At 46.1% G+C, this 23,167-nt stretch carries 19 protein-coding genes and 3 pseudogenes; 13 read left to right on the top strand and 9 right to left on the bottom strand.

The features are described from left to right. The first annotated feature begins 410 nt into the window (after positions 1-410). The 3 genes from EYB58_RS03145 (at position 411) to EYB58_RS03135 (ending at position 5,561) form a co-directional block, all read left to right on the top strand. Positions 411-1,223, top strand: a complete 813-nt coding sequence (locus EYB58_RS03145) for a hypothetical protein (RefSeq protein ID WP_242637533.1) — start codon at positions 411-413, stop codon at positions 1,221-1,223. A gap of 1,012 nt (positions 1,224-2,235) precedes the next feature. Further along, positions 2,236-5,076 (top strand): hypothetical protein, encoded by a 2,841-nt coding sequence (locus EYB58_RS03140; protein WP_131071993.1) that lies wholly within the window; start codon positions 2,236-2,238, stop codon positions 5,074-5,076. Next, the gene (locus EYB58_RS03135; RefSeq protein ID WP_111955206.1) at positions 5,076-5,561 is read left to right on the top strand and encodes a hypothetical protein; all 486 of its coding nucleotides are present in this window, start codon (positions 5,076-5,078) and stop codon (positions 5,559-5,561) included. The genes EYB58_RS03140 and EYB58_RS03135 overlap by 1 nt, the downstream gene beginning before the upstream one ends. A 22-nt stretch (positions 5,562-5,583) precedes the next feature. Here EYB58_RS03135 and EYB58_RS03130 read toward each other — a convergent pair. After that, positions 5,584-5,886 (bottom strand): annotated as a pseudogene (locus EYB58_RS03130) (transposase domain-containing protein); the annotation flags it as partial. A 1,260-nt stretch (positions 5,887-7,146) separates the two neighbouring features. Here EYB58_RS03130 and EYB58_RS03120 point away from each other — a divergent pair. From EYB58_RS03120 to EYB58_RS03110, 4 genes are read left to right on the top strand one after another with little or no spacing between them, the layout of a single operon-like run. Further along, positions 7,147-8,043 carry a tyrosine-type recombinase/integrase gene (locus tag EYB58_RS03120; protein ID WP_111955208.1) on the top strand — a complete coding sequence of 299 codons (897 nt, stop codon included), beginning with the start codon at positions 7,147-7,149 and terminating at the stop codon, positions 8,041-8,043. Next, positions 8,040-8,984, top strand: a complete 945-nt coding sequence (locus EYB58_RS03115; protein WP_111955210.1) for a tyrosine-type recombinase/integrase — start codon at positions 8,040-8,042, stop codon at positions 8,982-8,984. The genes EYB58_RS03120 and EYB58_RS03115 overlap by 4 nt, the downstream gene beginning before the upstream one ends. Then, entirely contained in the window at positions 8,981-9,142 is a 162-nt protein-coding gene (locus EYB58_RS23430) for a site-specific integrase (RefSeq protein WP_207309120.1), read from the top strand. The genes EYB58_RS03115 and EYB58_RS23430 overlap by 4 nt, the downstream gene beginning before the upstream one ends. 51 nt (positions 9,143-9,193) lie before the next feature. Then, entirely contained in the window at positions 9,194-9,982 is a 789-nt protein-coding gene (locus EYB58_RS03110) for a tyrosine-type recombinase/integrase (RefSeq protein ID WP_207309119.1), read from the top strand. Between the two features lie 468 nt (positions 9,983-10,450). On the opposite strand, the gene EYB58_RS03105 is transcribed toward EYB58_RS03110, so the two are convergent. The 6 genes and pseudogenes from EYB58_RS03105 to EYB58_RS03080 all read right to left on the bottom strand — a co-directional run bounded on the left by EYB58_RS03105 (position 10,451) and on the right by EYB58_RS03080 (position 14,948). Beyond that, entirely contained in the window at positions 10,451-11,119 is a 669-nt protein-coding gene (locus EYB58_RS03105) for an RHS repeat-associated core domain-containing protein (protein ID WP_131071991.1), read from the bottom strand. Further along, positions 11,056-12,114, bottom strand: a complete 1,059-nt coding sequence (locus tag EYB58_RS03100; RefSeq protein WP_131071990.1) for an RHS repeat protein — start codon at positions 12,112-12,114, stop codon at positions 11,056-11,058. The genes EYB58_RS03105 and EYB58_RS03100 overlap by 64 nt, the downstream gene beginning before the upstream one ends. Continuing rightward, on the bottom strand, positions 12,111-12,932 hold the full coding sequence (locus EYB58_RS03095) for an RHS repeat protein (protein ID WP_111955212.1): 822 nt from the start codon (positions 12,930-12,932) through the stop codon (positions 12,111-12,113). The genes EYB58_RS03100 and EYB58_RS03095 overlap by 4 nt, the downstream gene beginning before the upstream one ends. 25 nt (positions 12,933-12,957) lie before the next feature. Further along, positions 12,958-13,222 (bottom strand): annotated as a pseudogene (locus EYB58_RS03090) (Tn3 family transposase); the annotation flags it as partial. A 98-nt stretch (positions 13,223-13,320) separates the two neighbouring features. Continuing rightward, on the bottom strand, positions 13,321-14,676 hold the full coding sequence (locus tag EYB58_RS03085) for a type II toxin-antitoxin system HipA family toxin (protein ID WP_111955216.1): 1,356 nt from the start codon (positions 14,674-14,676) through the stop codon (positions 13,321-13,323). Beyond that, complete coding sequence (locus EYB58_RS03080; RefSeq protein WP_111955218.1) at positions 14,676-14,948, bottom strand: helix-turn-helix domain-containing protein; 273 nt, start codon at positions 14,946-14,948, stop codon at positions 14,676-14,678. The genes EYB58_RS03085 and EYB58_RS03080 overlap by 1 nt, the downstream gene beginning before the upstream one ends. A 320-nt stretch (positions 14,949-15,268) precedes the next feature. Here EYB58_RS03080 and EYB58_RS03075 point away from each other — a divergent pair, with 320 nt between their 5' ends. Next, entirely contained in the window at positions 15,269-15,781 is a 513-nt protein-coding gene (locus EYB58_RS03075; protein ID WP_111955220.1) for a tyrosine-type recombinase/integrase, read from the top strand. Here EYB58_RS03075 and EYB58_RS23785 read toward each other — a convergent pair. After that, positions 15,781-15,966, bottom strand: a pseudogene (locus tag EYB58_RS23785) (hypothetical protein); the annotation flags it as partial. The gene EYB58_RS03075 and the pseudogene EYB58_RS23785 sit on opposite strands and share 1 nt — an antisense overlap. Before the next feature lie 325 nt (positions 15,967-16,291). Next, on the bottom strand, positions 16,292-17,254 hold the full coding sequence (locus EYB58_RS03060; RefSeq protein ID WP_242637531.1) for a Ppx/GppA phosphatase family protein: 963 nt from the start codon (positions 17,252-17,254) through the stop codon (positions 16,292-16,294). Positions 17,255-17,333: 79 nt separating this feature from the next. Between EYB58_RS03060 and EYB58_RS03055 the strand changes: the two genes are divergently transcribed. From EYB58_RS03055 to ppk1, 5 genes are all read left to right on the top strand, one after another. After that, positions 17,334-17,495 carry a ribbon-helix-helix domain-containing protein gene (locus EYB58_RS03055; RefSeq protein WP_111955224.1) on the top strand — a complete coding sequence of 54 codons (162 nt, stop codon included), beginning with the start codon at positions 17,334-17,336 and terminating at the stop codon, positions 17,493-17,495. Beyond that, a complete protein-coding gene (locus EYB58_RS03050) occupies positions 17,492-19,036 on the top strand; it encodes a CHAD domain-containing protein (protein WP_111955226.1) in 1,545 nt (514 codons plus the stop codon). Before EYB58_RS03055 ends, EYB58_RS03050 begins: the two co-directional genes overlap by 4 nt. Positions 19,037-19,050: 14 nt before the next feature. Next, complete coding sequence (locus EYB58_RS03045) at positions 19,051-19,800, top strand: ParA family protein (protein WP_111955228.1); 750 nt, start codon at positions 19,051-19,053, stop codon at positions 19,798-19,800. Beyond that, entirely contained in the window at positions 19,800-20,261 is a 462-nt protein-coding gene (locus tag EYB58_RS03040) for a CYTH domain-containing protein (RefSeq protein WP_111955230.1), read from the top strand. Before EYB58_RS03045 ends, EYB58_RS03040 begins: the two co-directional genes overlap by 1 nt. 277 nt (positions 20,262-20,538) lie before the next feature. Continuing rightward, positions 20,539-22,734 (top strand): polyphosphate kinase 1, encoded by a 2,196-nt coding sequence (ppk1, locus tag EYB58_RS03035; RefSeq protein ID WP_111955232.1) that lies wholly within the window; start codon positions 20,539-20,541, stop codon positions 22,732-22,734. The last annotated feature ends 433 nt before the right edge of the window (positions 22,735-23,167 follow it).

The raw sequence follows: 23,167 nt of genomic DNA, 5'->3' as shown, positions 1-23,167 counted from the left end.
GGCGCAAAACGTTTTTTTAAATTTGATTATCGCAATCTTTTACTACCAAAACCATTCATATTTTGACCATGAGCATCCCTCATGGCGCAGGTATTCACAAAAAATGTGAATACCTGCGGGAGGCCTTTTTACTATAAAAATCCCTAAGAAAATATTTTAACCTATTGAAATTACACTAAATAAAAACCTATATTTTTTACATATTTTATGATAGCCTTCTTGTGATGCGTATAACATATAGGGGCTATCGACTTGGGCGCTGAAAAAAACTCAGTTTTGGAAATCTCAGAAAAAATGTCTCAAAAAGAATCATTGAGATTTCTGAGTCCCGTCAGAGTGGGAAAATAAAATATTCTCTGCATGATGTCTGTCTCAGCTCCTTGGGCATGATGTTTTTCCAAGATCCCTCAATGCTTGAATTTCAAAGACGTCTTCAAGATGAGGTGCAGCGAAATAATCTGCAAACAATGTTTAATGTTTCGGATATTCCCAAAGACAACCAGATACGGGATGTTATCGATAATGTTTCTTCTGAAAAACTATACCCAATTTTTACAGACTTTTTCCGTTTGCTTCAACGCGGCAACCACCTTCAGTCTTATCGTGTTCTGGATGAATGGTATCTGATCCCTATAGATGGAACGCAGTATTTTAAATCGGAAACAATAAGCTGTTTCTCCTGCCTAACAAAAAAACATCGCAATGGGACGGTCAGCTATTCCCACCAAGCACTGTGCGCAGCTATTATTAGTCCTGATAAACGTCATGTCTTTCCATTGGCGCCGGAACCAATTAAAAACACGGATGGTTCTAAAAAGCAGGACTGTGAAATCAATGCCGGAAAACGAATCCTTGAGCGGATTCGGAACGATCACCCAAAACTAAACATTATTATTACCGCAGATGGCCTATATTCAAAGGGACCCTTCATTGAGACGCTTCGGCAGCAGCGAATGTCGTTTATTCTTATTGCAAAGCCGGCCGATCACAAGATTCTTTTTCAACAGGTTTTTAATAAAGAGGACATGGAGCAAGCCAACATAATAGAATGGGAAGATAAAAAAGGACGACTTCATAAATATGAATGGATAAATCATCTGCGGTTAAATGGTAGTGAGACATCCCCGACCGTCAATTTTTTCGAATATACCATTTTTAAGGATGAGGACACAGTCAGCGATACTAACAAGCTGGGTGACCGATATTCATGTAACTCACGTTAATGTCAAAGAGCTTGTCAAGGCGGGCCGAGCCAAATGGAAAATTGAAAACGAAAATTTTAACACCTTGAAAAATCACGGGTATAACATTGAACATAATTTGGGTCATGGCCAAAAGAACCTGTCATTCAATTTTTTTATATTCATATTGATTGCATTTTTCATGCACCACATTCTCGAATTGACTGACCCACTTTTCAAAAAAGCCAGGGCCAAATTCAGTGCACGTAAAGAATTCTGGAACCAATTACGCTGTACTATTCGAGTCATCATATTTCGTAACTGGTAATCTTTATTGCATCTTCTTACTAAAGATTCTTCTGAAATCAGGGCTCCCTGATCCATATTTGTGCCCCACCCAGCTTTTAGTGTTCATCTTGGTACATTCAGCATGCTGATTTGTCAAAATCGGTATTCGGATTCTTGTTGCCTTTGGCAATCAGGTCGTTTACAAATATTTCGATTGTGATAAAATTTTCCAAAAAAACAAACGGCCTTACTTGAAATGGCACGCTAACAGAGATCAAAATCTGTGAAACTGAGAACCTTCAGGAAATTACTAATGTTCACTGAGAATTGCTGTTCGCCTAAGGATATAAAAAACGTTCGAATTGGCCATTTTTACGGCTATTTGTTATTGCACATATTTGCTTAGCGTAGGTTTTCGTTCCGTTGGGCTTCAAACCCCTTATAAGCGTTACGGCCGCAGCGGGGTATGACTTTCGGCCGCAACGAACAATGAAACGCCCCTGATTGCAATACCTTGGTAGGAATTTCATATCAAAAAAAGAATGGAATAATAATGCAGACCAGGATCCCGAAAAAAAAAGAACCTGAAAAAAAATCTGATATTAAATCATCATCTCACCAAAAAATAAATCATGATTCTCAACAGGATAACCCGGGTCAAGGCGTACCTCTATTTCTTCAAAGGTTCTCAAAATCTGGAACTAACAATAAAAATTCTTTATCTTTATACCCCCAGCGTGGGCTTTCCAGCATTCAAGTTACAGTTATGAACCCAGATCCCCTTGCACAATATACCGTACTTAAAACCATGCTTTCAGAATCAAGCTGGAAACGATTTTCTGATCTTGCACGTGCCCGGACATTGGCCCAACGTGTTCGTAAAGGCCAGAAATCAGATCAGGCGCAAGTGAACAGGCTGCGCAATCAAGCGGGACCTGTTAGTGAAGAATTGATTCCTCTTAATTTTTTAATGCGGCCAAAAATATTTTCAACCATAAATAACTTTGCTGATGCTGTCTGGATATTCCTCATCGCTCCTTCACCTGACCGTGCAATACTTGCAAAATTTGTCAGAAATGAAATTACCACCCGCTGGCTGCTTGAGAATCTGTCCCTTCAAGCCAGTGGCATTGTGATTGGTCTGATAGATCCTGAAGGTAAAACAGATGGACCCGCAATGCTGACGTTTCAGGTTAACAATAAACCCGTTTACACCATTGACGGGGCATTATGGATTGATGCACTTGATAAAGCGGGTTCCGGAACTTTGCAAAAACATATCAAGCAGGTGGGAAAAGAATTTCAGACCCTTGCAACCGCGGGTACATTGAACCGCCAGGCTAACAAAGCAATTCGCATTGGCGAAAACTATGTTTCAGATGTAGGTTCCAGGCTGGGAGACCATGCGCTAAAGTCTGTACTGGCTCAAGGAAAAGCGGTTGCCAAACTTTTGAGTACAATTCGGCTTAATTCAAAAAAAGAGGTAAAGATTGCAAACCTTTTAAGTGATGTTGAAAAAAAATTGTCTGTATTTTATGGAACTAAAATGCAGCCGCTGATGGCAAAAGCAAAAACTTATCACAGACGGACTCAACCGGAAATAACAAATTCTGAATTGTACGAAGACTATGGTACCCGGGTTGTCACAAGAGCCAGGAGAGACTGGAATAGAGGCGGTACCGGATATTTTACAGGTAGCTTTTGGTATGCTGAAGGTTTTTCCACGGCTTTGTGGCAGGGGCTTGGCAACCTTTTTACAATGGGGCATCAGGATACGAAAGGGGATGCCGTACGGGCATATCGAAGGGGGATGGTATCAAATAATGCAATGGAAAAAATTATAGACGACTCAGAAACCCGGGCCTGGGTAACAGGAGGAGTTACCCTGGTTCTTACCATTGCAACATTTGGATTGGGAGCACCTCTGGCCGCTGGAGGAGGTATCGTTCGTTCCGGACTTGTATGGGGTACAGCCGGAGCTTTAACATCTTTTGGATCAATGGGTTTTGAATCTTATTATTCAGGGTTTTTTAAATATAATGACCCCATGGCACAGGCTCTCTGGCAGCAGCGGCAATGGAGCGGAAAACAAATAGCCATTGGCACTGCAATGGGATTTGGTCTGGGGGCATTCTTCGGGGCCGCTGGTCGGGCAGTGGAGCTGGGAAAAGTAAACCGTAGTCTGGTACTTGCCTCTGAGGCACCACATTTTAAGCCGCCTAATCTGGGTCAGGAAGTGATTGTTGAAAAGGTTGGTGAAGGTATAATACGCCTTACCCACCGGGGGCATCCCGGCATGATGATTCTTGATAGAAATGGCTGGCGAGCCATGCTTCCCGCAGGAAACGGAATGAAGGTTGTGGGTCAGAACTCATGGGTTAAGGCAGCTTCTCCGGCAAGTGGTGGAAGCTCGGGTACGGGCGCGCTTGCTCGTGGTTCAGGAGGCGGTGGATACTTTCCCCGCAGATCCCATCCGCTAATTATGGAGCCCTATATCGGACCTTCGGTGAAAAGTCCATTTCATCTCATGTCATTATATCCCGGAAGCAGGGTCATAGCCGCAGAAGGTCTGATGCCCCCTTCTCCAGCGAATATTACTCGATTACATCGAGCCGGCGGTTCATTTTTCCCGGAGAATCAACCCGCAGGCATTTTTCCTTCCACCCTGGACAAAGCTTACGTCAGATTCCCGCTTCCCCATTCCAAAGCTATTCGTGGTGCAGGTCCTCAAGTAATGTCTGTTTTTAATGATCTCCAAAAGGCCAATTCCGGAGTGAGCAGTAATTTACTGATGGATCAGGCAATGAAGCAAGTTACAGCAAGTGCTGAAACATTGCCTAATTTTGCACCCTATGCACTTCAACGATTGAAACCAGGGGGTACACTGGAGGTAGTCTTCTGGGAAAAATCCATACAATCTGAGGTAAAAAGCATACTTAAGCAGGTGCATATACAGCCAGGGCAAGGTGCATTTAAATTTGAACTGGTCAATCTAACCCGCACTACCCGCGGGGCTGCTGCACCCCATTCCGGATTTGGTATTCCGAACCTGTCCGACACCACCCCTGTGTATCGGGCCATACTCCGTAAAATACCAGTAACCAAGGGGGTTCTTCAATCCGGACCAGCCGCACCCTCTAAATTATTAACATCACCCAAAGGAGGTTCACTATCTGTTTCGCAAAAAGCCCAAACTTTTGCGATGAAGAGCAGTGCCGAACAGGCAAAGCTGAATCAGCTCATTGAGACCGGCGAGGCTCTTAAAATGAGAGGATTTAGAGTAAAGGTCCATGGCGAAGGTGTGGAAATCGGGGAGTTGGAGATCTCATTCAAGGGATTTGGTGAAAATGTAAAGGCAGAAAGCAAGAGACTTACAGCAAACACAGAACGTGCAGCGCAGACCGCCATAATGAAAGGTACCAAACAAAGCGATGTTGTGGTAATTGATGGATCAGGAGTAGGAATGAGTGAAAAAACATTTAACGCCGGATTTATGACATTTAAGCGTGTGTCACTCCCTAGGCGGATTGAAAGGGGTGCACCCATCGTATCCGGCAAGATTCTCTTTATTTTTGGGGATGGAAAATTTAAAGTGGTGTATTTCTAATGAGCCATTCAATAACATATATTATATACCAGCCAGGTCATTATTTTAATCGTTTGATGGACCCTTTATTTCGTGCATTACCTGGTGAGCTGGCAGAACTTTTGGAAACCGATAGTCTATGGGATGGAAAATTATCTGACAGCAGTGTCGAATTTTCAGTTGAGCTTTCAGGTTTCGTGACTGTTTTGTGGCTTTCCGCAAAATACTCGGTATTTCTAACGGATACTGCTGAACAAAAAAAGGTACTGGAATTTGAGTCCAAGCTTATCAGCTCTCTGGCTGGGACAAAAATATTTCGACTTGATGAATTATTGCTGGAGCGCTGGGAACTTTTGTCCGGTGAAGAGTGGTTTCGCTTTAAAAATTTAATTCAGGAATTTTCAAACTGGATTGTCAGTCAGGACACGGATAACTGGTTGGAATTGAATTCTTCTCTAAATGAGAATGAATATAATGAATTTCAGGACAATAACAATAAATCGTAAGCGGTGTATGAACCACACCTTTTTAAGCCTGGCGGGGTGTTGTATAGTTGGATTCCAGCAAATTTTTATCCACGTTTTGTGGCATCAAGGCTTTAAATTCATCTTCCGTCATGGCTTCCGGTAAATTTTCAAAGAGATATTTGAGGTACCAGTAAGGTTCAAAACCATTGGCCTTGGCGGTTTCGATGAGGCTGTAAATACAGGCACTGGCCCTGGCACCCGCGGGCGTACACGAAAACAACCAGTTTTTTCTACCGACGACAAAGGGTCTTATGGCATTTTCAACCACATTATTATCCGAGGCGCGGAACCAATTCCTGCAATATCGTGCAATAGGGTGATTTAAAGCCGCGCCAGATAAGCATTTACAGCCAATGAAATGTGCCACGCTTAGCCCTTAGTTTCTCCTTCCGAAACGTTTGGGCTATTTTGTCCCCATTTTTTGAAAATAGTTGTATCCTACTAAAATATCAGATAAAAATATAATGTTCGTATGCCGTAATCGGCTGTTGTTCTAACAGGTTAAAGTCCTGTAGGGGGCGTTGTCCGTACGCCTCCTTAGCACCGGGAAGCAGCGTCTGGGTAACCAGGGGTTGTAAGTTTCCCATGGGCAAAGATGCAGGCCGTAACGAGAGTGAACCGATATGTAGCCTCGTCAACTAATTGAAGATGCCGACTTTCTGGACATTAAGGGAAGGCAGTTGCATCTGGAATGGGAAAACGGAAGCATTCCAGGTGATCTTCCGGGGTAGCAGGGATGGCATGTATCGGAAGAAGTACAGTACAGTGCGGAAGACCCAATACGGCGGTGGTGTAGGACCATCAACCGATGGATATAAGGGTATCCGAAATTCCATCGGGTCGTATTGGGAGTCGGAGGGGTTCATAGTACCGTTTGAGGCCAAGGGACAACATAACCCAGGCCGAAGAAAGGGACCCTACTTTGTTCAAGCAACCAACGAGCGGAGGATTCGGAGATTGCATTATGCTATTAACTCCAATTAGAATCAGGACACTACAGGGGAAGCTCTATTGTAAGGCCAAGCAGGGAAAATAGCGCAAGCCTTACGATGAAGAACATCGGAAAGCCGTGTACGTTATGTGAAGTCCGCACTTATGTTATGTGCAACGCGTAGTGTGCTGTATTTTAGGTCTTTATTTTCAGTGGACACCACATAAGTAAACTTGGTTAAGTGGTTGAACATCCATTAATTCAAATATAGGAGGTCCAACCATTTTAGAAAAACTATTTAACTACCCAGCCGTTCTTGCCCGTCACAGAAAGGCACCGTTATTTGATGAGCGTGATAGCTATCTTGCATATCGTGCAGACGATGGGTGCGCTCATGAAACTCTGTTACGTATTGCCCGGGAGCTTCTCCAAGTCGTTCAAATACTCAATATTCCTTCCACATCGAACGTAACGCCTGAACATATCAGAGCAGCAGCCGACCGATGGGCAAGGCAGCAATGTCGCCGTGGACGTGTCCACACTTTGAAGTGGTCCCGTAAGTTGTTTATTCAGGTGGCAACCGAGTGGCTCTGATTCCTTGGGCGTCTGGAGGAGGTTGTCATAGAGCCCCCATTGTTTGCGGGCTTGATCGAAGATTTCACCAAGTGGATGGAATCCGAACGAGGTCTGTCTTTGAGAACAATCCGCAACTATTGTTGGTATGTCAAAAAGTTCCTGCATTGGTGTGAAGATCATAACCGATCTGTTTCCACAGTTGAGATCTTGGATGTTGACACGTTTCTTGCCTCATGCGGCGACAAGGGATGGTCCCGAGTCTCTGTCGCCACCACCGCCAAAGCGCTCAAAACATTCTTCCGCTACGCAGCACAACGGGGCTGGTGTCTTCCTGCAATAGCTCCTGCAATTCAGGGTCCCCGTTTATTTTCCCAGGAAATTTTGCCTTCTGGTCCAACGTGGAAGGATGTGAATCGCCTGATTGACAATGTGGCTACCGATCGACCTCAGAATATCCGTGACCGTGCCATTATTTTACTATTCGTGATCTATGCTTTGCGGTCGAGCGAGGTCGCAAGCCTTAGCCTTGAGGATATCGACTGGGAAAACAACCGGATATCCGTGTTCCGTCCCAAACAGCGCAGAACCCAGACCTATCCATTGACACCCATCGTCGGCAACGCAATCATCCGTTACTTAAGAAGCGTTCGACCGCAAAATTGCCGTCACGAGATATTCCTTACGCTTAAAGCACCCATTAAACCGCTCTCGGTAGGCGGTCTTTACAATGTTGTAAGTCGATGCATGGCAAACGTCGGACTTCATCCTATACATCGAGGCCCGCACGCATTGCGCCACGCCTGCGCAATGCATTTGGTAACAGAGGGTTTGTCACTCAAGGAAATCGGCGACCATCTGGGGCATCGCAGCACCTCTGCCACACGAATCTATGCCAAGGTGAACCTCCCAGAGCTGCGGCTGGTAGCAGATGTCGATTTGGGAGGGCTGTCATGAACCTTTCCCAGCTTGCTACCGAATATATAATTTTTAAACAATCCATGGGCATGCGCTTTCGGGCGGAATCCGTTATACTGAAAGCCTTTTGCCGGGCAATGGGGGATATTGACATTACTCAGGTCACTCCCAACGCCGTAAAGGATTATCTCACCGGAACGGGGCCGATTACTACGTTTTGGCATCGAAAGTTCGACGCACTTAGCGGATTCTACCGGTTTGCACTTAGCCGAGGTCACGTTTCATTATTTCCGTTACCAACGACAATACCCAAACGTCCAGCGCTGTTCCAGCCCTATATCTACACGCATGACCAATTCCGCCGATTAGTTGAGATGACCGATATCCTGGGCTGCAGTCGAAGATTTAAGGTTCAACCTGCCACATTTCGCACACTCCTGCTTCTCCTTTATGGCACAGGGCTTCGAATCGGCGAAGCATTGTCACTTTCTCTGGCCGACGTCGATCTACCGGCAAGCCTGCTCACCATTCGCAATACCAAATTCTTCAAGAGTAGATGGGTACCAATAGGCCCTCAATTAACCGCTGTACTAGTCACTTACGTAAAGACAAGACGACAGCTCCCACGCCTAGCACGGAATCGCTCTGCCTTCTTCGCTACCCGACAGGGAGAGGGGCTGACACGAGGCAGTACAGAACGGATTTTCCGTCTACTTTGTGAAAGCGCTGATATTCGTCGAAAGGACGGAGGACGGTTCCAACCGCGTCTTCATGACATTCGCCACACCTTTGCCTTAAACCGATTGATATCCTGGTACCGCGAGGGTGCGGACGTGCAACGGCTTCTACCTTTTTTGGCTACCTACCTGGGCCACATAAATGTGGCGGCTACCCAACGCTACCTTGCGATGACCCCAGAACTTCTGCATGAAGCAAGTGTGCGCTTTCAACGATACGCAACGGAAGGAGGTGAATCATGAATAAAAATAAAGTTTTGGGGCCATGGATCCGTCGTTTCCTTCTGGAATATCTGGTCGGTGAACGCAACCTCGCGCATAACACTCAAGTAAGCTATCGTGATACATTGGTTTTATTTCTTCCATTCACGGCCAAAAACCTGAACAAGTCGGTAGATTAGCTGTCGATCGAGGATATCTCTGCAGATATTGTCCGCCAATTCCTGCTTCGATTGGAAAAACAACGCGGATGTTCCGTCTCTACCCGAAATCAGCGTCTTGCTGCGATTCATGCCTTGGCACGTTTTATTGGCGAACGTAGCCCAGAGCACATCACCTGGCTTACCCTGGTCCGTTCAATACCCTTCAAAAAAATTTCAAAACCATCCATGACTTATCTCGACAAGCGCGAGATGGACGCATTGCTTAATGCTCCCAATCGCAACACCCCACAAGGTCTGCGGGATCATGCCTTGTTGCTTTTTTTGTATAACTCAGGAGCCCGGGCAAGCGAAGCGGCAAACCTTACTATCGCGGATCTGGACCTCGGTTCTCCTTCATCGGTCATACTCCTGGGAAAAGGAGGCAAGGTACGACGATGTCCTTTATGGCCACACACGGCCGGTAAATTAGCTGCTCTCGTTGTCGGACGCCGGGCGGATGAACCAGTTTTTTTAAACCGTCAAAAACAGCCAATCACACGATTCGGAATCTGTGCTGTTGTCAAACGATCTGCCCAAACTGCGAGTCAAAAGTTGCCTATTTTGTCTACTAAGCGGATCAGCACTCACACCATCCGCCACACAACTGCAGTGCATCTACTACGTTCTGGTGTCGACATTAATACGATCCGCGCCTGGCTCGGACATGTGTCCCTCGATACAACTCACATCTATGCAGAGATAGATCTTGAAATGAAGGCTAAAGCACTCGCTCAATGCGAGGTTCCGGCATCAGCTTCGGATACTATCGATAATTGGTCCAATAATCCGGAATTTATGGCATTCCTAAAATCACTGTAACCGCAAAAAACACTTTACTTATGTGATGGCCGCAAACCTAAAATTGTTTACAAAACAGGCTATTGCATAGCCAAGGCAACATAAGCGCGGCCTTCACATAATGTACGGGAGAACCGTATGCACGGTTTGATGAGGGAGCACTGGGGAAGAAAGGATACCGAAAGACCGGAGAAACTTGCTGAACCAGTGCTCTACTCTACCCGGAATTAAAGACTTGACCTCACACACTCAATATCATAGTTCCCGATACCTCAGAATTACGAAATACCCATAACATGATAAACAGCCGAGGCTATGACAAAGACACCGAATATTAAAGTACATTTAATTATAATACTTTTGTAATCTTTCAAAACTGCACTCAATGATTTTTTTTTATATGTAATCTCACTTACAAACATAAAAAAGACACAACACAAATATATAAGGCCATATATTAGAATTATTTTTAACATTCATCCCCCTCATTTACCACTGGATACCTATATACGCATTTGCTCCATAACCTAAAGGAAAATTCATTTGAGGACCTCTTAAATTAAAATTCATCTGCATAGATGAGATATCCGTGTTTAATTTACCGCCTCCCAAAGGAGTTGATATACTAGTTCTGAGACCAATGTTTTTAGTATCGACATTTGTCTTTCCATCAATTTTCATGTTTACGCCTGGAGCAAGCGGTGTATTGATAGATGGTGTAGTACGAGAAGTCGTTGGATTCCCTCCACTACCAAAAGGCAATGTGGTTGTCATGCCACCTATCGGCGAATCAAGTCCAAAACGAACATCAGGAGCTCCTAAATTTGTTACAGCGTCTAAGGTTGTTTTTCCGGTACCAAGTTTATATGCTCCTGAATCGTAATTCACACTATCCTGGCCATCCCAGAAGGTTTCATTCCACATGTCCCTTACTGTTTTTGTAGCACCAAATGTGATTGTATCGCCAAAACCAGCAGAGACATCAGAAACAACCGGCAAGGCTGTATCCATAGTCCAATCATAAGCCTCCCGTGCCATCAACCCGTCAGGATCAGTGTACCTCAGTGGGTTATTTAAGACATAGGCATACAGATTCACCCCATCCACATACCCGGCAGGATCACGCTGCAGGAACCGCCCCAATTCAGCAGAGTACATCCGGTTCCGGTAATGCCAGAGCCCGGACTCGCTATCTCACCGCCTGCCGGTATACCGTAGGGATTGCCGATAGTGGAGCCGGTGGTCGTAATATCCTGCCCCTGATTGTCAAAGATCGCCATCAGCCCGAAGGGGCCGTACTCATAGTATTCCTTCAGGGCACCGGAACTGTCTGTGACAGCTCGGATGCTGCCGCGGATATCGGCGATATAATAGTAAACCTGGCTGCCGGTTTCAACCAGAATCGGATCGTCCACAGCATTCCCGTAGACATAGGTCCGGCGCAGAACGGTATTTTCATACGCCTCAACCACGGCATCGTCATCATAAACGAAGGTGGTGCTGACGGTGTTCACGGCTTTGGTCACCCGCCGGTTCAGGGCATCATAGGTGTATTCACCCAGCACGGTGGCACCGGAAGCCACCCTGATCAGCCGGTTGGCCCAGTCGTATTCATAATCCAGGTCTCCGTCAAAAGTCATGTTGCCCCGGCCGTCATGGACCGGGAGTAAACCGCCGACATTGGTGTATTCGTTGTCACCCGTGACTGTCCTGGTTTCAGCCGTGCCGTTCTGGTTGGTATATTCCCAGTTGCCCACAAGGTCATAGTCCCATTCCCCGGCCGGGGTGAGGTTCCGGGTGCGGGCGGTCAGGCGGTCCTGGTTATCATAGGTGAATGCGTCAACTGCTGTTACCGCATCAAAAGTCTCGGTCTGCGCAGTAAGACTGCCCCGGCCGTCATATGTCATGTCCGACACAGTGAAAAGCGGATCAGAGCCCGGTGTGGCAAACGTTCTGCTCTCTTCCCTGCCTATGGTGTCGTAGGTCAGGGTCAGATCGGTATCATTGCCATAACCGGCAAAAATGATCCGGCCGTTTTCATCCGGTGTGAATGCAGCGGCCTGGTTACCCAGGTAGTCTACCGTGGCAAGGAAGTTGGTTTCGTCATAGTATTTATCAACGGTTCTGCCTGACGGATAGGAAATTTGGGTCATGCTTTGCGGATCAGGTTCCCTTGGACATCATATAGAAAGTCTGTGACAGCACCCCGGGCGTCGGTAAGCTGGAGTTTTCGGCCGGCTTCGTCATAGGTGACGGTGATTTCATGGCCGGCGGCATCAATGATTTTGACCGGCCGGTTGGCTGCGTCGTATTCATATGTGGACGCGTAGCCTTTGGCATCCGTATGGGTGGTCATATTGCCGGATGCATCATATTCAAAAAGTTGAAGGAAACCCAGCCTGTCTTCTTCCCCGATTTTCCGGTTTACGGCATCGTAGAAATAATGGGCCGTGCTTTGATCAGGCAAGATGACAGTCGTCTGGTTTCCGTTGGGATCGTAAACAAAGGCTGTGGTCTCTCCCAGAGGATTGACGGAACGTACTTTCCGGTTGTTCAAATCATAATAAAATCGGTAGAGACCTCCCATGGCATCAATGGTCTGGACAACATTGCCCACTTCATCATAATCATACTGAACCGACTGGCCTTCAGGATTTGTCTGTTCAATTTTTCTGCCGGCGTCATCATATGTGATTTGCGTGACAGATCCCATATGATCTGTGGTTCGGGTTAATAGACCGCGGGCATCATATTCATATTCGCTTTCTTCCAGCAGTGTGCCGTTGCGATCGTATCTTCGGGCAAAACGCCGGTTGCCCACGGCGTCATACTCGGTTTCGGTATAATCCCCTAACGGACGGATTGCCTGAACCGGGCGGCCCAGGGCATCATAATGGAATTGTGTGGTTTGGGGATTGTCTGAACCATACGGGGTTTGGGCAGTAATGGAACAGAAAACCGGGTTAAGCAATAAAACTCAGATTTTTTTGCAAGACCTAAATCTTTCTCAGTGGCCGAATTTCGCCATTTTCCACCTCTGGAGATAAATCAAATGAATAGCTGCCAAGCACGTTTAAATTCGAGTGCACCAATGGTGAAGTCCGAGCTAAATCCTCGGGATTAATCTTCCTTCCTTGACTCCGTAACGCTTCCACTACCTGATCCATATATAATGTCTGCCAAAGCACTGAAGCATTAAGCACGAGGCCAAGAGCACTGAGTTGATCCTCCTGCCCCCTCTCTGTATCGCTTGTGGATTTCCCTCTAAATGTTTAATTGCACCCAACATTTCTTTGATTTTTCCCACCATACGAGCGTCAAATTGAATTTCTAATACGGATTTAGCAACTTTTCCATCTTTACAATCGATGGTTACATTCATTACCGGGAAGTCGCGAACCCTTTTTATTGTTAATCAACCGTTCCCTTGCCTGGTGTATTCCAGAAAAAATTGCTGCTGAAATCTGCTCAGAAAACCCCGGGGGCATGGCGTCACTGACCTGATCTATGCATCCTTGTGCCATATCACAGCATTTTTCAATAATCTGCTTCATCTCATCTTCCGGGTACCTGCATTTTTTTGCCGTATCCAACCAATGTCTTCTGGTTATGCTGTTCCATCTGTAATGGCGGTTTTTCCCTGACACGGCCATAGCCATCTTCACCTTGTGCATGGAAATCTGGCCAGCCCTGGCCAAAGGATAGATTGAGATGACATCGTAAAGGGGGGTCAGGTGAAACCGGCTGCCGGGCCGAAGAAAGATGCTGAAATTTTTGGCGTGCCCATCAATGGCCCCCAACATCCAAAAAAGCAATTGAGATGTCATAAAGGTGGTTCGGTCCTCATGAGCCTTGTCGGAGCCCAGAAGCAGATCCATAACCGCGGTCATGTCTGGTCCCCCGTCCGCCTCATATTTCAGGGCCGAAGGGGTTCCCGTGGCTTGGCAGATATCTTCCTGGGGCAGCCGGATCAGCCAGGTGCTGCCAGAGGACCAGCGCCGGTCAAACCGCTTCACCACCAGCACCTTCTGGCTACCGAAGTTTGCCATCCGGGTGTCAGCCGCAGACATGCCAAAGGCCCCCAAAAGCTTCTGGCAGAGCCATTCGTTTTCCACACTGCCTGACAAATCTAAGCCGGTTTGACCCAGTCGCCCCATGGGCAGCTTGAAAATATGGCTGGTAGGCGTGGCCCCGGAAGGGCGGTACCAGCCGTTCTGCATCCTGAGGAATGCGGTTTTTTCCTGGGCCCCGGCAACGGAAAGCCTGAAATCGGCATCAATGTCCACCCCCAGGGGCATGGCGGCATAGGACTTGAGAATTGTCTCTATCTGCGCTTCATCTACCCGATCTGCGGTTACCATTTTGACATTTGGCGTTTCCCCTTCGGGCACAAGCTGCACGGCCCCTACACAATCCCTGCCGATGTGGAAAAGCAGGTCAAAGGCCCGGGTGGACGAAGCCCCGACCTTGGCCTGCAGCCTGTTACGCAATGTCATGTTATCCGGCAGCAGGTTATCAAAATAATTTTCAACCCGATCACCAGAATAAACCTGGGCTGTAAGAGGCAGGGACAGGGACAGGGACAAGGGTCTTCTGTTGCGGTCTGAAAGCCAATTCTCGTCGTAACCAAAAGAGACAATCCCTTTGGCACTGCGGGCCAGCCACCCCACAGGCGCACCGTTCATCAGGACGCTGAGATTTTTTGCCTTTCCCATCACCATTCATCCTTATTCTCTTCCTGGTTCCCTTGGACTGGAGTCGTACCGTCAATGGCCTTGGGCTCAAGGGCCATGCCCACGTCCAGAGCGGAAAGCAGTCTGAACAGGCTGGCCACTCGGATATTGGGATTGCCGCTCTCCATCAGGGAGACCCGTTTCTGGTCAAGCCCCACCCGTTTACCCAAGGCTGTCTGGGTCATCCCCTTTTGTTTCCTCAATTCTTTAAGCGTTACCCCAAGATCCCTGGGGGAGACCATTATCTGCTGCATCCCTTCCTCCAAATAAAATATGTCTATAACGGCATAATATCAAATTATGTTTAAAACGCCATATTTTTATTTTATGCCGCTTTCGCCATATGTGCCTCATAAAAACATGACTGCCTTTTCACTCAATACTTTAGGGATAGGTTCTCACACCTCTCCCATTTCAAAATCGTCCCTATATAATAATATTTCATAAAAAAAAGTTGGCCGGGTTCTTGATGGATCATAGTTAGACATAAAAGGCATTATGTCTAACTATTTTCATGATTTATTTCAGCCCTATATATCAGGTATAAAAAACCATAAACCGTTAGGGTGAAAAAATGAATCACGATCTGATACCCAGTCCGAAAAATAAAATTTCTCTCCTCAAGGCGATCAAAGAAATTCCGGAAGAACTTTTATGGAAAGCCAATTTTAATTCTGACAATTCCATTGAGACATACGACAAAGCCATTCATTCCTTTTTGTCTTTTATTGGCGTAAGCGCCCCGGAGCAATTGCGGGATGTTGAACATGGTCATGTGATTGCCTTTAAAAAATATCTTCAAAATTTGGGTCACAGTCCCAGGACGATTAACAATCGGTTAAGCGCGATATCTTCGCTGTTCAATCATTTGATAGATAAACAGATCGTCAAAATCAATGTGGCCCAGGGCGTTCGTCGCATGCCGGTCAATTCCGACCGGGTGGAAGCCAAAGTGATGACACCCCATGAAGTCAGAAAAATATTAGACACACCCGATGCAGAAACGCTGAAAGGCATCAGAGACAAAACCATTTTATTCAGCAGGTTTATTTTGTCAACATTTTCTGCCTTGCCCCAAAAAAGATAGGTTACGGGGCCTATAATAACCTGTTTGGGCCTTACGCCTACCTTTTGAGCCTCCTGTAACTGGTCCAGCAGAGATTGTGCATCCAGGCAAAAACCGGTGGATGGATCAAATTCCGGGACAATGTAGTGGTAATTGGTGTCAAACCACTTGGTCATTTCTCCGGCTGAAATCTGGTTGTCTTTTCCATCGTCTGTGGACTGCCCCCGGGCTGTACGGAAATACCGATCCTGTGGTGATCCGTTTGTTTCCTGCGCCCCGCCAGTAAGATTCCAGTGCGTGTTTGAGTTCCCTGTTGTCGCCGATGCGGGAACCTCAGGTTATGGGTTTTCATACGTTCAATTCTCCTTTTTTAAATGGTTGAAGTCAATTTTTGTATCGTCTAAATGCTTAAACCCATGTTATGAATAATAACCTATTGAAATATAATTAAGATATCATTTGTTGTGTTGCCAACGGCAGGACTATAGAAGAATCGGAGTTGTTTCTGTCCAACTTATTTAATCTGCGGTCCTAAAAGTCGAATGTGTCATGCTCAGCAAGGGGCATAGTATCATCGGAACGGTCCGTTCTCTTCGGGATATCCTCGGACTGCGCCTGCATCCTCTGGGCGTGTAGGACCCGTATTATGCCGTCGGCAAGTCCCTGCATGGGGACATGGATTTTTTCACACCGGCCCCAGGCCATGGCTTTAATATAGATTCGTGCTCCCGGGATAATAACGTCTGCCCGGTCAGGTTTTAAATTAAAGCGGCGCATCCGTTCTTCCAACGCATAATCAGCTAGTTCATTCCGGATTTTTTTTATTTTTTTCCGGCTCACCCATGTCCCGGGACGGCCCTTGGCCAGCTTAAACAGCTTGTTAATGTTTCCACCGCTGCCAATGGCCTCCACAGGCTCATGTCCCTGGGTATTTTTTTTCAACCAAGATTTCATACAATCCCAGTCCTGCTGCCGGGCCCGGTTGTTGAGCGGGCGGATGGTGCCTAGGTTAAAGGAACGACTGGCCTGGACCCTGCCGTTACAAAACAACGTAATTTCAGTGCTCCCGCCACCCACATCCACAAACAAAGCTGATTTTTCCGATGACGTCATTATTTTGTGGCGGTTTTGGAAAAGATACCGGGCTTCCTGCCCACCGTTGATGATTTCAATGTCGATACCAGTCTGTTCCCTGATTCTGTGGCATACCTGCCGGCCGTTCTGGGCAGTCCTCATGGCCGAAGTGGCACACGCTTTGATCGCCACAGGCTGGTACGCATCAATAAGTTTTGCAAAGCCAGCCATGGTTTTTGTCAGTTTGGAGGCCCGTTCATCCGAGATCGTGCCCTGTAAAAAGGCATCTTCACCCAGTCGGATGGGCATGCGCATCCAGGAAATTTTTTTTACTCGAAGTTCAAACTTTTCTTCCGACACCATGGCTAAAAGCAGGCGAACGGCATTTGAACCAATGTCGATGGCTGCGTATTTTGTCATTAAATCCATAATAGTTGACATCATAATTTAATGACGTCATTATATCAAGGCATGAAACAAAGATTAACAAGGATCTAATATGGTAAAAATTAAAAAGGTGAATACTTCCCTAAGGTTGGAGAAAAAAGTGCTCAAGGCGCTTAAAATCCTGGCCATTGAAAAAGAGACCAGCGTTCAGGCCATTATTGAAAATCTGATCCATGAATATATTAAAAAGAACAAGGGAAAATCAGAAAAATGAATTTGCCTCCTTCGCAAACATTTACGCTGTCGGCCGGCATTAATGTCAAAAAGATAAATGCCGCACTCAAGAGTTCAAATATGACCCTTATGGGCAATGCATGTGAGCCCGAAGAGGGGACTGTTCTGGATACCTTTGATGCTGCGGTTTACAAGTCGGATGCCCTTTTAATTCAGACTCAATCCGATCTGGTCAGGATCGGCTGGTCTGGTGATTTAATGACACAGACTGCGCCGGTATTCGAATGGCAATTTCCCCGGGAGCTTCCCCAGGGCCCTGTCAGGGATCTGCTTTTGGATCAATCGCCTTTGCGGGCGTTTACACCGGCAGGTCAGGTGAGCATCATCCGGGATACATTATCCCTTCTGGATGACGAACAAAAAACCTGCTGCCGCGTTGCATCGGTTTTTTTGAGCCGCGGGGAAAATACCTGGTCCTGGCTGCGGACCCTTCCCATGCGAGGTTATATGGGCAGCCATGCGCTGATTTGTGACATTTTGAAAAAAATGGAGCCCCCGGGCCTTCCTGCAGATGTACTTAAACTGAAAATTTCGGATTATACATCCAAGCCGGTTATTCGTTTGTCTGAAAAGGCCCCTGCCAGGACAAGCCTTTGTCGCATTGTCCAGACATTTTTACAGGTCACACGCCACAACGAACCCGGGCTTATTGATGATCTGGACACCGAGTTTCTCCATCAGTGGCGGGTCAGTCTGCGCAAAGTGCGATCCGTGCTTACCCTGTTTAAAGGCGTGGTGGCCTCTGAAACCCTTAATCAGTTGAAGCAGGATTTCAGGGATATTATGCAGGATACCAACCTGATGCGGGACCGGGATGTTTACCTATTATCCAAGGACGATTATTTTGCCTTGGTTCCCCCCCAGGCCCATCCTGGCCTTGGGGTCCTTTTTGATTTGTTGCAACAGGATCGGGATGAGGCCTTTGGAAAGGTTGAAGCCATGCTTAAATCCAAGGCTTACAAAAAACAGATAAAATTCATTCAGAAATTATTTGAAAATCCCAAAGGCCTGCCCAAAGGCCCCAAGGCCGATGCTCCGTCCAAGGTTTTTGCCGCAGATCTGGTTTTGAAACGATATAAAAAGGTGTGCAAACTTGCCGAGAGTATAACGGATAAGACCCCGGATGATACCATTCATGAACTACGTATCCAGTGCAAAAAATTGCGGTACCTGATGGAATCTGCCCAGCCTTTATTTGACGTCAAACAAGTAAAACGCCTGCTTAAAACCCTTAAAGGGTTGCAGGAGCATCTGGGAAGTTTCAATGACCAGTCTGTCCAGCAGGCCACCCTGGCCCAGTGCCTGGAGCGTTACCCGGGCACCGGCCCCAATGCCAAAGCTCTGGCCGAAAGCATCGGGGCGTTGACAGCCATGCTTTATCGCAAACAGCTGGCAGAACGCAGGATGATTATTGATAACCTGTCCCAATTTTACAGCCCCGATACACAGGATGCGTTTAACGCCCTGTTTGAATTGAAGAACACAGGCTTTAAAAAAACCAACACCCAGGCTGATTCATAAGGAGATATTATTTCGTGAAACTTATAGCTTGTTATTCCAACAAAGGCGGTGTGGGAAAAACCGCAGCTTCGGTTAATTTGGCATATGCCAGTGCGCTAAGCGGCAACCGGACTCTTTTGTGCGACCTTGATCCCCAGGGTGCCTCAGGATTTTATTTTCGTGTGAAGCCGTCCGAAAAACTAAAAAATAATACCTTTTTTGAAGGTACAAAAAAATTTGCAAATGCCATCAGAGAAACTGATTTTCAAGGTCTGGACCTTTTGCCGGCTAACATGAGTTTCAGGGATTTTGATATTTTTTTGTCCCGGATGAAAAAGAGCCGCTCTCGGCTGAACAAGGCGTTGAAACCGGTTGATGGTGAATATGACATTGTTCTTTTGGACTGTCCCCCAAATATCTCCCTGCTTTCGGAAAATGTCTTCAAGGTGGCTGACCGTATTGTGGTACCGGTGATCCCCACCACATTGTCCCAAAGAACCCTTGAACAACTGTATGATTTTTTTAAAAAACAGGGTTACAAGTCATCCAAGATTTTCCCGTTTTTTTCCATGGTCCAGCAGAGTAAATCCCTGCACCTTGACACCATGGAAGAGATCCGGGCCGGCAATGAACAGGTGATGAACACCTGGATACCTTTTTCCACACATATTGAGCGCATGGGCGTTCATAGGGCTCCGGCCCTGTATTATGCCGGAAAAGAAGGGCCTGTGGCGGCCTACTCACAATTGTGGCAGGAAGTTCAGAATCAAGGGGATAGGGTTTAATGAAAGAAATAGAACGAAAGTTCCTGCTCACAAAGATGCCGGAAATTGCTTTGCAGTCCACCACCAGTATCCGCCAGGGCTATATTTCCAAATCCCTGGATTCTGTTGAGATCAGACTTCGCCAGAAAGGCGATGCATTTTTCATGACCTTTAAACGGGGCCAGGGACTTGTACGGAATGAAGCGGAAATCAGGATTGATGAAACCAATTTTCATTATCTGTGGCCTTTGACCCAGGGGCGGCAGGTGGAAAAACAACGGTCCCAAGCCCCCCTTGAAAACGGCCTTGTCGCTGAAATTGATGAATTTTCAGGTGGCCTTGCAGGTCTTTTCTTATGCGAGGTGGAATTCGGTGACCAAGCCCAGGCCGAAACCTTTGTTCCGCCCCCATGGTTTGGGCTGGATGTGACTGAAGATGGCCGGTATAAAAATAAAAGTCTTGCCGAAAACGGTATTCCTTAAAAAACGATACAGATCAAAAGATTGACCTATTCAAAAAGATCTGGGAAACGCACCGACTGTGGCCCTGTGTACTCAATCCGTTATTTTTAAAATTTTAGACCTCCTGTCTCTAAAGGCTTTCCACAATTGTGAGGGATGAACGCTCATATATTGGGGTAAGCCGCTAACACTATTCTTATATTCTTAGTTTATATTTGCCTCAGGTTATTTGATCACGTTCAGTAGCTGCGTGGTATGATTAAAAAATTACTTTATCCCAGTAACGTTGGAGTGCATCATGTCCCTTGATGAGCAGAAAAATGATGAGCAAAAAAATGTCATAGAAAGTGAGCCGACCCAGGTGGAACAACAAATTTCCCCGGAGTTTGACCTGAAATCTTCGGAATGGTTTCTAAACAGGGAGTTGACCTGGCTTGAATTCAACCGTCGGGTCCTCCATGAAGGGCAGGATTCACGTAACCCCCTTCTGGAACGGGTCTTCTTTCTATCAGTCGTTGGCTCGAATCTTGATGAGTTTTTCATGAAACGTATCGGTGGGCTCAAACACCTGGTAGGGGCCGGGGTCAAAAAATTAAGTGTGGACGGGCGGACACCCCAAGAGCAGATCGACGATTGTCATATTCCTGTTCAGGACATTTTAAAACAGAACCAAATGTTGGAAGTGGAGTTGAAGAAACTGCTTGCTGACGTGGGCATTGTTCTTATCGGCTACGACCAATTGACAAAAGAGCAGAAGACATTTGCCAACAATTTTTTTTTCGATAATGTATATCCACTCTTAACGCCCCAGGGAATGGATCCGGCACATCCGTTTCCTTTTATTTCCAACCTATCCTTGAACCTTCTGGTCAAGGTAAGCTATCCTGATACGGAACACGCGTATCTCAACAGAATTAAGGTTCCGGTGGACTCCGGGCTTACTCCGCGATTTATAAAGATTGGCCAAGAAGATTTATATGTACCAATAGAGGATGTTATCGCCAACAACCTTGACTTGCTTTTCCCAGGTATAGTGATTGAATCATGCGATTTTTTCCGAGTGATCAGGAATGCCATTACTGAACGAGATCAGGAGCAGGCGAATGATCTCTTATCTATGATCGAATCCGCCCTCCGCGACAGAAAATTTGCTGAGATCGTTCGGCTTGAGGTGAACACGAATATGAGCCTGTCTCTACGAGGTATGTTGGCTGCACAACTCAACATTGATGCAGAAGAGGACCTTTTTGAAGTTGAGGGAATCATGGCTAACAGGCACCTGATGCAGATTGCCGAACTTGACCGTCAGGACTTGCACTTTCCGCTTCATCAACCCGTTGATAATCCGCAATTGCTTGGAGAGGATCCTAATATCTTCCATGTCATAAAGGAAAAAGGTTCCATTCTCCTGCAGCATCCATACGAATCGTTTGATACCTCCGTGGAACGGTTTATAAAGGAGGCCAGTCTGGACCCCAAAGTTATGGGCATTAAAATGACGCTTTACCGGACAGCCAAGCGATCCAGAGTCATGCAGTACCTGATTGATGCAGCCCAGAATGGTAAGCAGGTCGCCGTGGTTGTAGAGCTGAAAGCGCGTTTTGATGAGTCTGCCAACATCCGCTGGGCCAGATCGTTGGAAGAGGTGGGGATTCATGTGACCTACGGGGTTGTGGATTTGAAGACCCACTCAAAAGTTATTTTTGTGGTACGCAAGGATTTTGACGGCTTGCATCGCTACGCACATATAGGAACCGGCAACTATCATGCGGGTACTGCCCGGGGATACAGCGACCTTGGTCTTTTTACCTGTGATTCAGTCATCGGTTCCGACCTCACAGAGCTATTTAATTATCTGACGACCGGATATACGGGCACCCGTAAATACAAGAAGCTTCTACCCTGCCCAAATATTTTGAAAAAAAAATTACTGGAGAAGATTGCCCGGGAGTGCAGGTTGCAGGCTGAAGGGCAGGAAGGACTAATCCAATTAAAAACAAATGCCCTTGAAGATAAAGATATTACAAGGGCATTGTACAAAGCCTCACAGGCCGGTGTTCACGTTGATCTCATTGTCCGTGATACCTGTCGGCTGCGGCCAGGCATTCCAGGACTGTCTGAAAATGTTCGAGTTATTTCCATTGTCGGTCGGTTTCTGGAGCATTCAAGAATTTTTTATTTTCGCAATGGTGGTAAGGAAGAATACTTTATATCCTCGGCAGACCTGATGAAACGAAACCTTGAGAGTCGGGTTGAGATCTGCACGCCTGTCGAATCTCCACGCCTGCAGGCCTTATTGCGGGAAATGATTGATATCCAGCTGAATGACAGGCACAATTGCTGGGAAATGCAAAGTGACGGTAGTTATGTCCAACTGCAGGCACAACAGGATGAAGATGCGCACAGTTCTTTTGAACACCTGATCAAAAATGCGGAAAAGAGGCTGAAAATGACACACAGGATGGTGGTGAAGAAAAGTAAGAAGAAAAAGTAAGATGGCGTTACAAAACAATTAAATTTTCCAAGAGGACAATTTGGATAGCTAATTCGAAAAAAAAATCGAGTTTTTGCCAAAGATGATCAGTAACTGAAGTTTCCTGATTTTTATTTTACTGTTATTTTGGACTAAATTGTATATAGTATTGAAATTATATGATATTTTTCTATCAGCGGGATTTGTATGAACAGGGAGAATAAAATGGGGTTTTGCTATTTACATGGCAAAACCTATCAAAATTAAACTCGACCCTGCTACAATCCCACATCATAGACAATCAATAGGCTGATAAAAATCAGGAAACTTCAGTCAGTAAAATGTAGCCGTTTAATTATTTATCACTTGCGGATAAATTATTACCCTTCTAATATTTTTCTAACACAAGACATATAATGTTAATTCTGATAATGGGCTTGGTTTTAAGTGCACA

This window comes from Desulfobacter hydrogenophilus (assembly GCF_004319545.1).
Classification (GTDB): Bacteria; Desulfobacterota; Desulfobacteria; order Desulfobacterales; family Desulfobacteraceae; genus Desulfobacter; species Desulfobacter hydrogenophilus.
The sequence above is the reverse complement of the archived record's forward strand: the minus strand, read 5'-3'. Positions and strand labels throughout refer to the sequence as shown.

What these genes read in the sequence shown, in the direction of transcription:
- EYB58_RS03050 (WP_111955226.1), top strand. Translation starts at nt 17,492, where the DNA reads ATGAATTTGCCTCCTTCGCAAACATTTACGCTGTCGGCCGGCATTAAT.
- EYB58_RS23430 (WP_207309120.1), top strand. Translation starts at nt 8,981, where the DNA reads ATGAATAAAAATAAAGTTTTGGGGCCATGGATCCGTCGTTTCCTTCTG.
- EYB58_RS03075 (WP_111955220.1), top strand. Translation starts at nt 15,269, where the DNA reads ATGAATCACGATCTGATACCCAGTCCGAAAAATAAAATTTCTCTCCTC.
- EYB58_RS03080 (WP_111955218.1), bottom strand. Translation starts at nt 14,948, where the DNA reads ATGCAGCAGATAATGGTCTCCCCCAGGGATCTTGGGGTAACGCTTAAA.
- EYB58_RS03060 (WP_242637531.1), bottom strand. Translation starts at nt 17,254, where the DNA reads ATGACAAAATACGCAGCCATCGACATTGGTTCAAATGCCGTTCGCCTG.
- EYB58_RS03140 (WP_131071993.1), top strand. Translation starts at nt 2,236, where the DNA reads ATGAACCCAGATCCCCTTGCACAATATACCGTACTTAAAACCATGCTT.
- EYB58_RS03135 (WP_111955206.1), top strand. Translation starts at nt 5,076, where the DNA reads ATGAGCCATTCAATAACATATATTATATACCAGCCAGGTCATTATTTT.
- EYB58_RS03100 (WP_131071990.1), bottom strand. Translation starts at nt 12,114, where the DNA reads ATGACCCAAATTTCCTATCCGTCAGGCAGAACCGTTGATAAATACTAT.
- ppk1 (WP_111955232.1), top strand. Translation starts at nt 20,539, where the DNA reads ATGTCCCTTGATGAGCAGAAAAATGATGAGCAAAAAAATGTCATAGAA.
- EYB58_RS03115 (WP_111955210.1), top strand. Translation starts at nt 8,040, where the DNA reads ATGAACCTTTCCCAGCTTGCTACCGAATATATAATTTTTAAACAATCC.
- EYB58_RS03040 (WP_111955230.1), top strand. Translation starts at nt 19,800, where the DNA reads ATGAAAGAAATAGAACGAAAGTTCCTGCTCACAAAGATGCCGGAAATT.
- EYB58_RS03085 (WP_111955216.1), bottom strand. Translation starts at nt 14,676, where the DNA reads ATGGGAAAGGCAAAAAATCTCAGCGTCCTGATGAACGGTGCGCCTGTG.
- EYB58_RS03145 (WP_242637533.1), top strand. Translation starts at nt 411, where the DNA reads ATGCTTGAATTTCAAAGACGTCTTCAAGATGAGGTGCAGCGAAATAAT.
- EYB58_RS03055 (WP_111955224.1), top strand. Translation starts at nt 17,334, where the DNA reads ATGGTAAAAATTAAAAAGGTGAATACTTCCCTAAGGTTGGAGAAAAAA.
- EYB58_RS03105 (WP_131071991.1), bottom strand. Translation starts at nt 11,119, where the DNA reads ATGTACTCTGCTGAATTGGGGCGGTTCCTGCAGCGTGATCCTGCCGGG.